This window comes from Catalinimonas locisalis, from assembly GCF_038039535.1.
Taxonomy (GTDB): Bacteria; Bacteroidota; Bacteroidia; order Cytophagales; family Cyclobacteriaceae; genus Catalinimonas.
The window spans coordinates 41,309-55,374 of sequence record NZ_JBBPHP010000013.1 but is presented as its reverse complement, the minus strand read 5'-3'; the positions used below and the strand labels follow the sequence as shown (position 1 = coordinate 55,374).

General features: G+C 41.3%; 13 protein-coding genes. 5 read left to right on the top strand and 8 right to left on the bottom strand.

All coding sequences use genetic code 11. The features are described from left to right. Positions 1-4: 4 nt before the first annotated feature. From WJR50_RS16965 to frr, 3 genes are all read left to right on the top strand, one after another. A complete protein-coding gene (locus WJR50_RS16965) occupies positions 5-508 on the top strand; it encodes an acyl-CoA carboxylase biotin carboxyl carrier protein subunit (RefSeq protein ID WP_341294502.1) in 504 nt (167 codons plus the stop codon). A 108-nt stretch (positions 509-616) separates the two neighbouring features. Next, positions 617-1,321 carry a UMP kinase gene (gene pyrH, locus WJR50_RS16960; protein WP_341294501.1) on the top strand — a complete coding sequence of 235 codons (705 nt, stop codon included), beginning with the start codon at positions 617-619 and terminating at the stop codon, positions 1,319-1,321. A gap of 81 nt (positions 1,322-1,402) precedes the next feature. Further along, complete coding sequence (frr, locus tag WJR50_RS16955; protein ID WP_341294500.1) at positions 1,403-1,966, top strand: ribosome recycling factor; 564 nt, start codon at positions 1,403-1,405, stop codon at positions 1,964-1,966. Between the two features lie 4 nt (positions 1,967-1,970). Here the strand turns inward: frr and nadD are convergent, their stop codons facing one another. The 6 genes from nadD to WJR50_RS16925 form a co-directional block, all read right to left on the bottom strand. Beyond that, a complete protein-coding gene (gene nadD, locus WJR50_RS16950; RefSeq protein ID WP_341294499.1) occupies positions 1,971-2,555 on the bottom strand; it encodes a nicotinate (nicotinamide) nucleotide adenylyltransferase in 585 nt (194 codons plus the stop codon). Positions 2,556-2,595: 40 nt separating this feature from the next. Further along, complete coding sequence (locus WJR50_RS16945) at positions 2,596-3,156, bottom strand: fasciclin domain-containing protein (RefSeq protein WP_341294498.1); 561 nt, start codon at positions 3,154-3,156, stop codon at positions 2,596-2,598. Between the two features lie 75 nt (positions 3,157-3,231). Then, positions 3,232-6,408: a tetratricopeptide repeat protein gene (locus tag WJR50_RS16940; RefSeq protein ID WP_341294497.1), complete on the bottom strand. Its 3,177-nt coding sequence runs from the start codon at positions 6,406-6,408 to the stop codon at positions 3,232-3,234. A gap of 82 nt (positions 6,409-6,490) precedes the next feature. Next, a complete protein-coding gene (gene holA / locus WJR50_RS16935; RefSeq protein WP_341294496.1) occupies positions 6,491-7,522 on the bottom strand; it encodes a DNA polymerase III subunit delta in 1,032 nt (343 codons plus the stop codon). Positions 7,523-7,650: 128 nt separating this feature from the next. Next, complete coding sequence (locus tag WJR50_RS16930) at positions 7,651-7,908, bottom strand: (2Fe-2S) ferredoxin domain-containing protein (protein WP_341294495.1); 258 nt, start codon at positions 7,906-7,908, stop codon at positions 7,651-7,653. A 24-nt stretch (positions 7,909-7,932) separates the two neighbouring features. Next, complete coding sequence (locus tag WJR50_RS16925; RefSeq protein WP_341294494.1) at positions 7,933-9,195, bottom strand: DUF819 family protein; 1,263 nt, start codon at positions 9,193-9,195, stop codon at positions 7,933-7,935. 184 nt (positions 9,196-9,379) lie between these two features. Between WJR50_RS16925 and WJR50_RS16920 the strand changes: the two genes are divergently transcribed. Beyond that, positions 9,380-11,131 (top strand): PorP/SprF family type IX secretion system membrane protein, encoded by a 1,752-nt coding sequence (locus WJR50_RS16920; protein WP_341294493.1) that lies wholly within the window; start codon positions 9,380-9,382, stop codon positions 11,129-11,131. A gap of 49 nt (positions 11,132-11,180) precedes the next feature. Further along, the gene (locus WJR50_RS16915) at positions 11,181-12,284 is read left to right on the top strand and encodes a glycosyltransferase family 4 protein (RefSeq protein ID WP_341294492.1); all 1,104 of its coding nucleotides are present in this window, start codon (positions 11,181-11,183) and stop codon (positions 12,282-12,284) included. Here WJR50_RS16915 and WJR50_RS16910 read toward each other — a convergent pair. Then, the gene (locus WJR50_RS16910) at positions 12,252-13,172 is read right to left on the bottom strand and encodes a hypothetical protein (protein ID WP_341294491.1); all 921 of its coding nucleotides are present in this window, start codon (positions 13,170-13,172) and stop codon (positions 12,252-12,254) included. The genes WJR50_RS16915 and WJR50_RS16910 overlap by 33 nt on opposite strands. 189 nt (positions 13,173-13,361) lie before the next feature. Then, positions 13,362-14,048, bottom strand: a complete 687-nt coding sequence (locus WJR50_RS16905) for an O-methyltransferase (protein ID WP_341294490.1) — start codon at positions 14,046-14,048, stop codon at positions 13,362-13,364. Positions 14,049-14,066: the final 18 nt, after the last annotated feature.

Here is a 14,066-nt window from a genome sequence, read left to right as displayed (position 1 = left end):
CGCAATGCTGCTAAAGGCTAACGTTAATGATCAACAAAAGTACGAAGTTGAGCTAAAATCGGAACAAACACTAATCAACAATCAGGATTTTTCCTACAAACTTACTCCCCTCACAGATCATATTTTTCACCTTTTACATAAGCATCGCTCTTACAAAATTGAAGTGGTGAAAGCTGATTACTCAAAAAAAGATTTTTTGCTAAAGATTAATGGTAAACCAGTGAAAATCAAGCTACAGGATCGTTTTGATCAGTTGATTGAGGCTATGGGTATGCAGGATACTGATGAGCTTGCAGATAAAGAAATCCTGGCCCCTATGCCCGGACTTATCCTGCAATTTCATGTGAGTGAGGGAGATGAAGTATCAAAAGGCGCTCCTTTGCTGACACTGGAAGCCATGAAAATGGAAAATGTACTCAAGTCACCCGGCGATGGAAAGGTCGCAAAAATCCATGTGGAAGCCGGAAAGAGTGTAGAGAAAAATCAACTGATGGTAGTACTTGAATAAATTTCTTTACTAAAAAAAGTCAGCTTATGCCTTTTTTGAAAATCGAATTGGTTTTGTCTGTCAACTTATTTTTGGTATTTCTATATTTGACCATCAAAACCCAATTGAATGAAATATAAAAGAATCCTTTTAAAGCTGAGCGGTGAAGCGCTCATGGGAAACCAGCAGTACGGTATTGACTCTGACAGGCTTCAACAATATGCCCAAGAAATCAAAAGGGTGAAAGATGCAGGTGTTGAAATTGCTATTGTGATTGGTGGAGGCAATATTTTCAGAGGCGTACAGGCAGAGAAGTCAGGCATGGACCGTGTACAGGGCGATTATATGGGCATGCTTGCCACCGTCATCAACGCTATGGCGTTGCAGAGTGCTCTGGAAAAAATCGGTTTATATACCCGCCTGATGTCAGGCATTAAGATTGAGCAGGTTTGTGAGCCCTTTATCCGCCGAAGAGCAGTCCGCCACCTTGAAAAAGGCAGAGTGGTCATTTTTGGAGCAGGAATTGGTAACCCTTACTTTACTACCGACTCTACCGCCAGTCTCAGGGCTATTGAGATAGAAGCGGATGTGGTACTCAAAGGCACGCGTGTTGACGGGGTGTACACTGCTGACCCGGAAAAAGATCCCAACGCCAAACGTTTTTCTAACATTACCTTTACCGAGGTGTATCAGAAAGGCCTCAATGTGATGGACATGACTGCCTTCACCCTCTGTCAGGAAAACAATTTACCTATCATCGTATTTGATATGAATAAACCGGGTAATTTGTACAACTTACTGAGTGGTCATGAGGTAGGCACTTTAATTAACTAAAGCCTTACCTCTCTTTTTTTGAAGATTGATCTGAGTTATCATATTTATACCTACTATTATTGTTGATTTAATTTTTGAACAATGACTGAAGAGATTCAAATGTACCTTGACGAGGCGGAAGATAATATGAAAAAAGCCATTGAACACGTCAGGGGAGAATTCAAAAAAATCAGGGCTGGAAAAGCACAACCCAATATGCTGGATGGCCTTATGGTGGAATATTACGGAAACAATACTCCTATCAACCAGGTAGCTTCTATTACTACGCCTGATGCCCGCACAGTAATGATCAAGCCCTGGGAAAAAAAGATGGTCAACGAAATTGAGCGTGCCATCATCAATTCAGACTTGGGACTAAACCCTCAAAACGATGGTGAAATTGTGCGTCTTAATATTCCTCCGCTCACTGAAGAAAGGCGTAAGAACCTGGTAAAGCAGGCAAAGAATGAAGCTGAGAATGGCAAAGTGAGTGTTCGTAATATTCGCAAAGACGCTAATGATTCTATCAAAAAGTTACTGAAAGAGGGTACTTCTGAAGATGATGTAAAGGAAGGGGAAGATAATGTTCAGCAGCTTACTGATAAATATAATGCTAGAATAGACAGCATATTTGAAGAAAAAGAGAAAGAGATCATGACCGTCTGAGTACTCAGAGATAAAATTTCTTGGCATCGATATACTCTGCCACCTTATCATGCACTAAATATCTGATGGGAACATCATTTTTGATACTATCCCGGATAAAAGTGGCAGAGATATCAATTAGTGGAGCTTTAACCATCCTGATATTAGGATGGTTTTTTATTTGCTCCTTGACTTTCTTTTCGTCAGTGTTTGGCCTGGGGTATACGATCATTCCGTAGTGATTGAGAATCTCCTGATAATTTTTCCATTTGTGAAAATGGCTCAGGTTATCACTTCCCACTATCAGGCTGAAATGATGCTGAGGATAACGGTCTTTCAGATAGGTCAGCGTATCTACCGTATAGCTTGGCTTAGGCATACTAAACTCAACATTGGAAACTCTAAGCTCAAAGTTATCCTCAATAGCCAACTCTACCATCCGCAAACGATCTACATCAGATAAAAGAGATTTGGCACTTTTAAATGGGTTTTGAGGAGAAACTACAAACCAGACCTGATCCAGCTTAGCATATCCCCTGATGGTATTTGCAATAATAAGATGCCCAATATGGATGGGATTAAATGACCCAAAGAAAAGCCCTACTTTCACCTGATGAGATTAAATTTTCCTATCTGTAATAAAGGCCAATTTACTCAGGGAAAAGCACTTCGTCAACTATATGAACGTAACCATTATCGGCTTCACGATCGCTGAATATCAAAGCTGCACTATCTAAGGTAATTGTACCATCAACTTTGATTACTTGAAGTGGGTCTCCATATAATGGCTCTAACTCTTTCATTCCGGCAATTTCAGTATCGCTATAGCTCCCCTTCACTACATGATGCATCAGAATATTTTTCAGTTCTTCCCTCTCCACAGATCCGGGAACTGCATCTGCATAATTGGGGGTAAGTTCGTCTATAGCATTATCTGAAGGTGCGAAAAGCGTATAAGGTCCATCCTGAGATAATACAGAGTCAAGACCGGTAGCTCTTAAGGCATTGTGGAGTATGGCTAAAGATTCATTATCTCCCACGGTCTGATAAATGTTCCCATCTCCTATTCTCAGATCACTGTCTTCTTTGCCTACCATTACATCAGATTCAAACTCAACATCACTTTTTTCTTCAAGTTCTTCCTTGCTCTTGACACAAGACGCAATACTAATAATAAGTAAGCCTAAGAAAATATGTGCAAAAAACTTCATATCAATGTGATTCATTTAGATTAAAAAATAGGTCTCTACTCTTTCAACCTACTAACAATCACATTTGTTAAAATTTTATTGCTTAGGCCTGTTTTCTTCACTTCTGATAGTGTCAGAAGCGTTTTCTTCCAAGATAATCTGGTTTTCCTCTTCTATCTGGAGACTATCCTGCTTACGTTCTTCAGCTTCTTTATCAGCTTCCATTTTATCCAGAGCCTGCAATTTTTGTTCTGCCTGCTCTCTGATACGTGGCAAAGGAGAGTTTTCTATGAGCGAGTTAAGCGTAGCCTTTGCCTGAAAGTTTTCCTCCAGTGCAATATAGTTTTCAGCTATCAACAGAAATGAAAGCCCCAGCCAGTTTTCATACAACGAAAAGTTTTTGTTCAGATCATACAGTGTCTCAATAGACTCAGCATATTTTTCCTGATCATACTGTATCAGTGCCATTAAATACTGCGCTTCAGCTCCATATTCATCTTTGGCGGTGTTGAGCGTTTTCAGAAAGCTGTCTATGGCTTTCTCATAGTTTTCTTTTTCATAAGCTACTTTTCCCTGATAGAGCATAGCCATATTCTCTGCCGCTGCCGAAACGTTTCCTTTTTCCAGAATCAGCTCTGCATAGTAGTTGACTGAGTCTAGCAACGACTCGTTATTCTGCCCCAGCGCATAGTAAGAGGTCATCATACCAGACCAGGCATTAAATTGTTCTCTTTTGTTACCCGCCAAAGCAGCAAGCCGGTTATAGTATTGAATAGCAGCCCGGTAATTTTCTCTGCTTTCTTCCAGTTCAGCAATTCTCTGTACTGAGCGGTTGAGACGGGATGAAGTACCTTCATCAGCAATGTCGTAGTACACTTCAAGGGCTTTGTCAATCTGGTCGGAACGATAATAAGACTCTGCAATGTAATAGCGGGCTTCTCCTACATTGGCATTATCAGGATTATTACTGATAAACTCCTGCAGGCTAGGAATCGCTTGCTGGTATTTTTGGGTGAAATACAGATTTTTGGCCGACTCAAACTCTATATTTCCCAGCTCTTTATCTTCAGGGTTGGCTTTCTTGTAAATAGCCAGATAATCTGAGAAATCATCGCTTTCACCACCCAGGGATTGTACTTCCTGTAAACCCAGCAGAGCAGAATTTGCGGTAGTATGATCTGTATAGTTTTTGATAATCTGCTTGTAGTCTGCCGAAGCCTGATCGTACTTTTGCAAATTGGTATAAGCCAAGGCTCTTCTTAAATAGGCATACGGCAACAGATTACTCTGACTGTTGGACTCCAGCAGTCGGCTAAAGCCACTGATTGCCTGCTGATAATTTCCTTCTTCCAGATAAAGTTGTGCTTTCTGGAATATGGCATCGTCTCTATAGCGAGAGTCACGATAGCGGTCAATCACGACATCCAGGCTGGCACGGGCATCGCTCATTCTTCCCTGTATGCCCTGAATTACTCCTTTCTGGTAGTAGGCATAGCTAATATCTGGATTATTCTGACGAATGGCTTTATCGTAAGTATTAATAGCCTGAGCATAGTTTTTTGTCACATAATAGGTATCCGCTAAGCGGATGAGCGCATCCTCGTAGTTGAGCTTTCCAGTAGGATTAGCATTAGATTTCTGTTCAATAGTTTGTACATACTTTTCAAAATGCTCTCTGGCCTTGCTATACTCCTGCGTATTGTAATAGGCATATCCGATTCCGTAACGAGATTTAAGAAAGTACATCTCATTCATGCCTTCTAGTCGGCGTTCATCTCCCAAAGCTCTGAATACTGCTGCGTATGCATTAATCGCTTCTTCATACTTCTTACCTACTGAGTAAGCTTCGCCTTTCCAGAAATTTGCGCCTGCCACCAGCTCACGTTCAATAGGATATTGGAGAGATTTGTCAAATAGCTGCACCGACTCATAATATTCTGACTGGTTGAAAGCCTGGGTACCGGCATAAAAACTCACTTTCTGATAAGCCTTACGAACCTGCAAAGTTTTGTTGGGTAAGCTTTCAATAAACTCAATGGCCTGTGCATAATTTTGGGTATTAAGGTAAGCTTCACTCAGCAGATCGTTTACTTCGGTAGTGTGCTCACTGTTTGGATAATTCTGTTTGAAACTTTGTAAAGTCTGGATGGCTCTGCCATGTTCTCCCAAGGCCACCTGTACTTTACCCAGTTTAAACATCGCCTGTTCTTTAATTTCAGGGCTAAAACTCATACTGGCAGCATTTTCAAAAGCAGAAGATGCAAACTTTTCATTGCCCTGCTTCACGTATAATAATCCCAGATAGTAGGAAGAAAACTGGCCAATACTGTCTTTTCGGGAAGCGATCTGCTTAAAATTGTCAATGGCTGGCTGCTCTTTTCCGGTTTTGTACTGGGCAAAAGCCAAGCGGTACATCATTGGGGCCTCCGGACGACGAAGGGTAGCGAACTCACTTAAAAAAGGCTCTGCCTTCGCATAATCACCCTGCATGAAATAAGCTTCACCCGCCAGTAGCATAATATCCGGCAGATTTTTAATCTGGTTCCGGTTTGTTCCTGCATCATCCAAAATACCCTGAGCATAGCGCTGGAGCTGCGCATAATCTCCCTGCTTGTAGTAAATATTGGCAATCAGGTAAGGAACTACCTGGGCATATGACTCTTCCCGCTCGGCCCTTCTCAGGTCCCTTAAAGCCTCTTCAAAGTCGCTTTGCTGATAAGCAATATAGCCTGAATAGTAGCTGGCTGCACTGGTAAAAGGGCTGCTTGAAGCTTTTACCTGATCAAAATAAGGTTTGGCCTCGTAGAAATTTTGCTGTGTGAAATAGGCATACGCCAGCTTGAAATTTCTTGTGTTTCTCTCTTCCTGCGTAAGGTTCTGAGTATCGGTCTTTTCAAAATACTCAATAGCTTTATCGTAATTCTCGTCCTTAAAATAAAAGTTACCCAGTTCATAATTAGCCCTTATTGCTTTAGGATGACTGCTATGGTCTTTGACAAATTCCGCAAGTTTAGCTTCACCATCGGCATTGTATAGCCTCAGTGCGGCATACGCAATATAGTACTCAGCCTCTACGGCTCTCTCACTGGCTTGGTCAGCTTCCAGGTATTCTTCAAAAGCTTCACGGGCTGCGCTATACTTCTGCTTGTCCAAAAGGTCCAAGCCTTTTTGATACCAGGAGATAGGTTCTACTTCAGCAAGGTACTGTTGAGCCTGCAGCTGAGCAGAAAAAGTAAATAGCAGTACAAAAAATAGAAATGTTAACTTTTTCACTTTTATGGGCATATGAATACTGAGTAATTTTATTTCTTAAACGATTTAGCAGTACAAAAATTCTCTATACCAGATCTTAATCTTAATGCATCAGCCTGAAGATCAGCTCTTTTAATATCTGTACATCACTTCCCCCGTTATTATCTATTCCTTTTGCATGCTGATCAGCAACGCGTAGGTGATGAATATTGGCAATTACTTTGGGTAACGGATAGTTTACTGCTGCAATTTTATATTCTTTAGCAAAAAAAGGATTGATTTTTAACACTCCTGCCAATGCTCTTTCGGACTTATCAGAAGACTGATGTACCAGTAGCAACTTACTAAAAAAAGTGAACAAGAGCGCAATCACAGGTATGATAGGATTGGCCTTTTGATTGGCTTCAAAGTACTGAATGATGTGGTTAGCTTTTAACACATCACGCACTGCCAGCGCTTTTTGCAACTCAAATACATTATACTCTTTACTGATACCAATATACTTCTGGATAACTGCCGGCGTAATTTTTCCTTCTTCATCTCCCTGCCTGAAGTTAATCAGCACTTTCTCAATCTCATTGGTCAGTCTTTTAAGGTTATTCCCTATGTAATCCGCCAGCATTTGTACCGCCTTATCGTCTATCTGAAAGCCTTTATGCTTTACATACTGGGCGATCCAATCCGGTAGCTGGTTGTCGTACATCTTTTTTGACTCAACCAACACCCCAAATTTATCCAGCAATTTGCTGAGAGGTTTTCTGCCATCCACGGTTTTGTATTTATAACAAAACACCAAAATGGTGGAGGGCATAGGGTTTTTCACGTAAGCCTCCATCAGCTGCTGGCCATTTTTGGAATTAAAGTCCTGTATTTCCTGTGCTTCACGTACTATCACCACCTGCCGCTCCGACATCATAGGGTATCGCTTGGCATTATTCAGAATGCTACTTACGTCGGTATCCTTTCCGTATATGATGATCTGATTAAAGCCCCGCTCATTTTCTGTAAGTACATTTTCCTCAATGTAATCGGCAATCAGATCTATATGGTAGGGTTCTTCCCCCTGCAAAAAATAAAGCGGTGCATATTGCTTTTCGCGCAGTGATTTAAGTACAGATTCAGGTGTATGGGGCATGTTTGCTTAGTAGTTTCTAGCGAAATTTCTTCCACTTAACACACAAATATCATTTCTTCAGAACTATGCAGAAAGGAAGCTGGAAGTGTGAAGCCAAAACTTCCAACTTCAGGCTTCCTACTTCTAAATCATAACATAGACTTCACTACTTCCAATGCTTTGGGTATATCCATATGAGTCATCCACTGTTCTTTGGCAATGACTACCGGGGCTTTTTTGCATTTGCCGGTGCATTTGGTACCAATAATTTTGATCGCTTTCTGCTGCTTTGTTCGTTTAAGCTCGCTTTTGATTGCTTTTTGAATATCCTTGCAGCCATTTTTCTTGCAGTCTTTTCCATTGCACACAAAAATAAACTGCTGATGTATGTCTTTATCCTTACTCATTTTTCATTACTTTTCCACTTAACATCAGGAAGCGGCAACTAATTGCATTAAGATACCACAAAGCCAGGCTCCGTAAGTTCCTACGAAGTAACCCAAGACCGCCAGCAATACTCCTACCGGTGCCAGCGAGGGGCTAAAAGCTGAGGCCACCACCGGCGCAGATGCTGCTCCACCAACATTGGCCTGACTACCTACTGCCACAAAAAAGAATGGAGCTTTGATCAGTTTAGCAACAATGAGCAAGAAGGTAATATGAATGAAGATCCATATCCCTCCCACCATAAACAAACCCGGATTACTCACCACGGTGGTAATATCCATTTGCATACCAATACTGGCAATCAATACATAGAGAAAGACAGTAGCAAAACGTGATGAACCTGCACCTTCCAGTTTGCGCGCCTTAGTAAAAGAAAGAATCAGTCCCGCTGTAGTGGCAATGACCACTATCCAGAAAAAATCAGAAGTTAAACTAAATTTGTTTAAGACAGGATAATTAGCTTCCAGATAAGGAGCGATCAAATCAGCAGCAAAATGTGAAAAGCCTGTGATGCCAAAGGCTATTGCCAGAATGGTCATGGTATCTGCTGCGGTGGGGATTTTCGCAATGCTGGCTGCGTACTCTTCCACCTGTTTTTTCACATAATGAATCGCAGAGGCATCTGCTTTAAAATAATTATCAATTTTCTCGGCCCTGCCGCTGCCATACAGCAATACTGCCAGCCATAAATTCGCGACGATAATATCTACTGCCAGCACCGCTGAAAACAGATCTGTGCTCGCTCCAAATACTTCCAGCATGGCTGTCTGGTTGGCTCCCCCTCCAATCCAGCTTCCTGCAATGGTAGCCAAGCCACGCCACACCGCATCGGGCCCTGCGCCACCTACAGTTTCAGGTGAAAAGGAAGAAACGATCATCATAGCTAAGGGGCCTCCGATGATGATGCCTAAAGTACCGGCAAAGAACATCACTACAGCTTTAATACCCAATTGGGAAATCGCCTTGAGATCAATACCCAATGTAAACAGGAGTAAGCTGGCAGGCAGCAAGTAGCGGGAAGAAACAAAATATAGATTAGACTCTTCACCAGAGATAATGTTCAATGAGTTGAGAATGGCGGGAATAAAATAACAAAGCAGTACCGAGGGGACATAAGTATAAAACTTTTGCCAGAAGGGACTTTTGCTGGCTGATGTACGAAATACAAAGGCAAGAATTACGAAGAGTATACCCAGTACTACTGCATCGTTTGTAAAGACAGGAGATTCTTCTACAACTTGTTCCATAAGCGGTTTTTGAATGTCCAAAACTAAGCTTTTCGGGGCGAGTAACGAAAAAATGCTCTGATTTTGTTTTTCTTCAATTCGGCACAGAATAATTCATTGGTAAGTTCAGACCGTAAGTCCAAATTTTAGCTTGCTAATCTTTGCTAGTTTTGTTTCTGAGAAAGTATGCCGAGATGAAGCCACAATGAGAAAAACAGTCATCATATTTTTATTACTACTCATCAGTATCTGTACCTCTGAGGCTCAGCGCATGCCTTATTTCACTCACTATTATAACAACCCCTACCTTTATAATCCGGCATACGCTGGTTATGACAAACACACTGTTTTTTACCTCACCCATCGGCAGCAGTGGTACGGTGTAGAGGGTGCTCCTATGAGTACACAACTCATTTTTCACTCTCCTATCGGCAATGCCAATCCACTATTCATCGGGGCAGATATAGTGGATGACCGTCTGGGAGCACTCAAGCATAATGCAGTAAAGTTCTCAATGGCTTACATGATTCCTCTGTCTTCTGAGTATGAACATTATATCAAAACTGCTTTTTCTGCGGGTATAGGCATGCATAGCTACGATCTGGCCGATATGAATATTGGAGATGACCTGGTACTCCAAGCTGCGCTTTCCAACCAGACTTTTCTAGATGGCCGCTTTGGGTTCAAATATCATAATCGCGGCTTTAACCTGAGTGTGTCCCTACCTCATCTTTTCACACCACCTCCCATCTTGCTGGAAGGTTTTAGCGATGTAACTTTTGATAAGTTCAGCCGGATGATCTTCAGCACGCATTATCGCTTCAACTTCAATGAGGAAGGCACAACGGCTTTTGAGCCTACAGTTTTGTATCATTATTCTACCCTGGAACCCAGCCAGTTGGAAGCCCTGGGTATCTTTTATTTCAACGATTCTTTCTGGGCAGGTGGTGGCTACCAACAGCAGAGCGGTATGAGCGGAACTGCCGGTTTCAGAGTAAAAAACCTAAAACTCAGCTACGCTTACAGCACTGGGGGTAGTGAAGTATCTGTGTACGGGATGGGTACCCATGAAGTCCAATTAGGATTAGTCATAGGAAAGAAGAAAGAGGTATTGAAAAGAAAACCCCGACTCTCTACCCAAAACACCATAGATGATATACCTGACGAAGCGCTCATAGAGAAGCACGCCAAAAGCCGAGAAAAATCACAGCGTAAGCGCAAAAAGAAGGAAAAAGAAGAAGTACCTGACAGAAAGAAGGTCAATCCGAACGCAAACATTACCATCATTGAAAATCAGCCTTCTGATAGCAATACTCAATCCGGAGCATCAGAGGAGGTAGAAAATAATGATGATATCATCATTGAAGAAAGCTCAAAAGCTGTAGAAGCTGAGCAAAAAACGCAAGCTGTTCCGGTTGTCAAACAAAATAGCTTCCCGAATCAGCAGAAAGCACAGCAGAAAAAAGATTATGAAGATCTGAAATTTGATTCTTTTGGAAATACTTCCGGAAACAAAGGGGTAATACAGTTGGGTGAGCATACGAATACGCAAACTCCTGTTCAGAATTCTTCTCAAACTAAAGTTAGTGAGCCCAAAACTGTCTCCCCTACCCCTGATCAAAACCAGAGGCAGCAGAAAGAAGAAAAACAGGAAATGGAGTGGAACAGCTCACCTTTTGAAGAAAAACAAACTGAGGAAGATGTACATCCTCTTACTATGAAAGGTGGTTTTTACATCATTGCCGGAACCTTTTCAACTCAGGCTAATGCGGAAAAGATGGCAGATAAACTAACTCAACAAGGCTTCTTCCCTGAAATTGGCTACCATAGCGAGAAAAAATATTTTTACGTGCATATCTTCCAGGCCTCTGATAAAGATCAGGCCCTGAAGGAGTTGGAAAGGCTTAAGCAAAACGATGCTTTTCAGCAATCCTGGATACTGACCGTAGACCCTTGATGGTGTTTTGATCAGCTTTTTTTAATATTGCGGCTCTTTAGTGCTGCTTATGAATATTCTGATCACTTCACAATACGCCGGCATGGCCGGTTCTACCTACTCCACCACTTACCTGGCCAAAGGTCTGAGCGAAAGAGGTCATAAGGTTTATGTAGCCTGTCCGGCCAACTCACTCATGCGAGAACTGCTGGAAGATTCTAAAGTAATACACATTCCCATGCAAATCCGGCATAAGCTGGATCGGAAAAATATCCGTCATATCGCGCAGATGGTGCGCGATTACAAAATAGATATCATTGACGGGCAATCCAGCAAAGACCGCTACACCACCATTTTAGCCCGTTGGTACTATAAACTTCCGGTCAAACTGGTGCATACCCGCAGACAGCTGGCCCTTAGCATGGGCATTCTTGGACAAAGCTGGTTTTATGAAAAAGGAACCGACAAGGTTATTGCAGTAAGTGAGGGGGTAAAAGCATCGCTGGTGAAAATTGGCATCAGCGCTGAGCATATTGAAGTGATCTACAATGGTACACCGCGGGAAAAATATGATAAGGTAAACCCACAGCAGGTAAAAGCACTCAGAGAAAAATATGCCATACAAGAAAATGACTTCGTGATTGGCTGCGTAGCTCGCCTGAAAGAACAAAGGCAGCTTCTTGAAGCCATCGCCTTGTTAGATCAAGCCGTAAAAGTGATTTTTGTCGGCATAGAATCATCTCCTGAATTTCAGAAAATCATTTCCGGCTATACCCTTCCTCATGAAATTCATTTCGCCGGTGCCATTTCTAATGATGAGGCACTCAATTATTATCCTCTCTTTGACATCAAAGTGCTGCCGTCCACCATTGAGGGACTCTCTCAGTCTCTGCTAGAAGCCATGGCTTTGCAGGTACCTGTGATTGCCACCGACCTGGGTGGTAACCGGGAGTTGATTGAAGAAGGGAAAAATGGTTATTTGTTTGAAAACGAGAACATTCAGCAACTTGCTTCTCTGATCAAAAAATTGATGCAGTCGGAAAATCTAAGAAAGGAATTGGGAGCATACGGTCAGATAACTGCTTTGGAGAAGTTCTCTATTGACAGGACCATTGACAGGCATGAGCAATTATTTGAAAATTTAATCTCTAACTTTCCAGGCATTAAAAACTAATTCAGTAATTTCTGTATTAGGATCCACCATTTTACTTACCCATACTTCTGGCTTTAGATAATTATCATAGTAAGTAATTGTGCCCCTTCTGAGCGTATCAATAGCTTGTTGATCCATATTAATTACTCCCTGTAATTGGCTAACCAGATCTTCTTTTCCATTGAAAACTATGCAATTCTTTCCATGTTCTAAGGCAGGGTGAAAATATTCAGGATACTCTACAATCGGTATACTTCCTACTGACATAGCCTCAATCACATTGTGGCACATGGGCATATCTGAACCAGGACATGCTAAAAAAAAATCAAACAAGCCTAGGGTTGGCAACCATTCTTCAAAGGGAATTTTAAATGCCTGGCTTCGGGCTATTGTAAGTTGGTTAGCATAGACATCCTGAGTAAAATCGCTTTTGTCTTTTATTACTTTTACATTTAATAAGGAATGTTTTTCAAGGAATGTCAAAATCCCATAACGGGTTGTTTTCTGATAAAAAGTAGCTACATTTCCTCCTGAGTAATTTTTTTTCTCTGCATTTCCGGCAAAAAGTATTTTGCCTTTTCTAGGATTGTTTCTTAGCTCCACTGATTTAAGGTCATAACCCAACTCATATATCCTGGGGTGCATCATGTAGGGAAATGGAAAGCATGTATTATTGAACTTTATGGGTGCAAGAGGCTCAGCAGAAACAACCCGAACCTCTTTACCCGAAGCAGAGAACTTAATGCTATCCGAATGCTGTACGCTATCGCTGATAATTTTGAAGTTTTCCCTGAGCAGTAATTTTTTGTATTTATCAAGTCGGGATAAAAATGAAAAATTTGCCTTTATCCCTATTTGCAAGCCCGTTTTTGTTAGCGCTTTGAGCAACACATAAGCGTATCGTCCCATATCATCATGCCAAAACTCACTATCAAAACTAATAGTTAAAGAAACTTCGGAATATGAAACTGGCCTTCTCTCTATACAGAGGCTTTTGTATTGGAGGTAACTTTTTGGATTTAGATAATTAAGGAATTTTTTGAACTCTTTTTCTAACTTATTTAATCTCATCAATTTACTGAGTGGATTATAATGGCCCTATTTTTTTGAAGCCTTAATAGAAAATAGGCTTGACAGTTTATCATGTGATTGCCATACATTTTGGTAGAAATCTACATCTAACACTTTCGTCAAGGGTTGCTTTGAACCTACCCATATTCCTCCATACCCCCTCCTGTGATCTGTAAAAAGCGCTGTATGCTCCATACTACCCTTTACCTCACGATATTTTTCTCGGTTGGCATCATGTAAAATCATCACCCCTTTATCGCTGAGTAGGGATTTTCCTTTACGTACACACTCCATTCGAGCTCTCCCATCAATGATGATCAAATCGTACTTATTCCCTACAGGAGACTCAATGTAGCTTTTAAACTCCTCGTAATTACCATCTCCCTGCCATGAGTTTTTATCAGGAGTAACAACTCTGATTTCTACATTTTCTCTTTTATTAAGACCTTTCACGGTATTACCCCATGTAGTTTCATGCTCAAGCGCCAACCACTTGGCTTCATTTGATAAATATTGAGGAAAATAAAGGCTACTGAAACCAGAGCCCCACTCCAGACAATATTTTGGATTACTTCCTTTCAATATTGCCAGTATTATATCAATCTCTTTTTGCCGCATCCATGGCCTATAGCTCATTTTTAGCTTTCGGGGTATGATCGCTTTATAGTCTTTTATCACCTGCAATATGCTGGTTCTGGTAGGCCGGCTAAACATTGAAAATTCTTATATTAA

Excerpts from the sequence above, each read along its gene's own strand:
- WJR50_RS16925 (WP_341294494.1), bottom strand. The coding sequence starts at position 9,195 with ATGGAACAAGTTGTAGAAGAATCTCCTGTCTTTACAAACGATGCAGTA.
- holA (WP_341294496.1), bottom strand. The coding sequence starts at position 7,522 with ATGCCCCATACACCTGAATCTGTACTTAAATCACTGCGCGAAAAGCAA.
- frr (WP_341294500.1), top strand. The coding sequence starts at position 1,403 with ATGACTGAAGAGATTCAAATGTACCTTGACGAGGCGGAAGATAATATG.
- WJR50_RS16910 (WP_341294491.1), bottom strand. The coding sequence starts at position 13,172 with ATGGGACGATACGCTTATGTGTTGCTCAAAGCGCTAACAAAAACGGGC.
- WJR50_RS16905 (WP_341294490.1), bottom strand. The coding sequence starts at position 14,048 with ATGTTTAGCCGGCCTACCAGAACCAGCATATTGCAGGTGATAAAAGAC.
- WJR50_RS16915 (WP_341294492.1), top strand. The coding sequence starts at position 11,181 with ATGAATATTCTGATCACTTCACAATACGCCGGCATGGCCGGTTCTACC.
- WJR50_RS16930 (WP_341294495.1), bottom strand. The coding sequence starts at position 7,908 with ATGAGTAAGGATAAAGACATACATCAGCAGTTTATTTTTGTGTGCAAT.
- WJR50_RS16920 (WP_341294493.1), top strand. The coding sequence starts at position 9,380 with ATGAGAAAAACAGTCATCATATTTTTATTACTACTCATCAGTATCTGT.
- WJR50_RS16965 (WP_341294502.1), top strand. The coding sequence starts at position 5 with ATGCTGCTAAAGGCTAACGTTAATGATCAACAAAAGTACGAAGTTGAG.
- WJR50_RS16945 (WP_341294498.1), bottom strand. The coding sequence starts at position 3,156 with ATGAAGTTTTTTGCACATATTTTCTTAGGCTTACTTATTATTAGTATT.
- pyrH (WP_341294501.1), top strand. The coding sequence starts at position 617 with ATGAAATATAAAAGAATCCTTTTAAAGCTGAGCGGTGAAGCGCTCATG.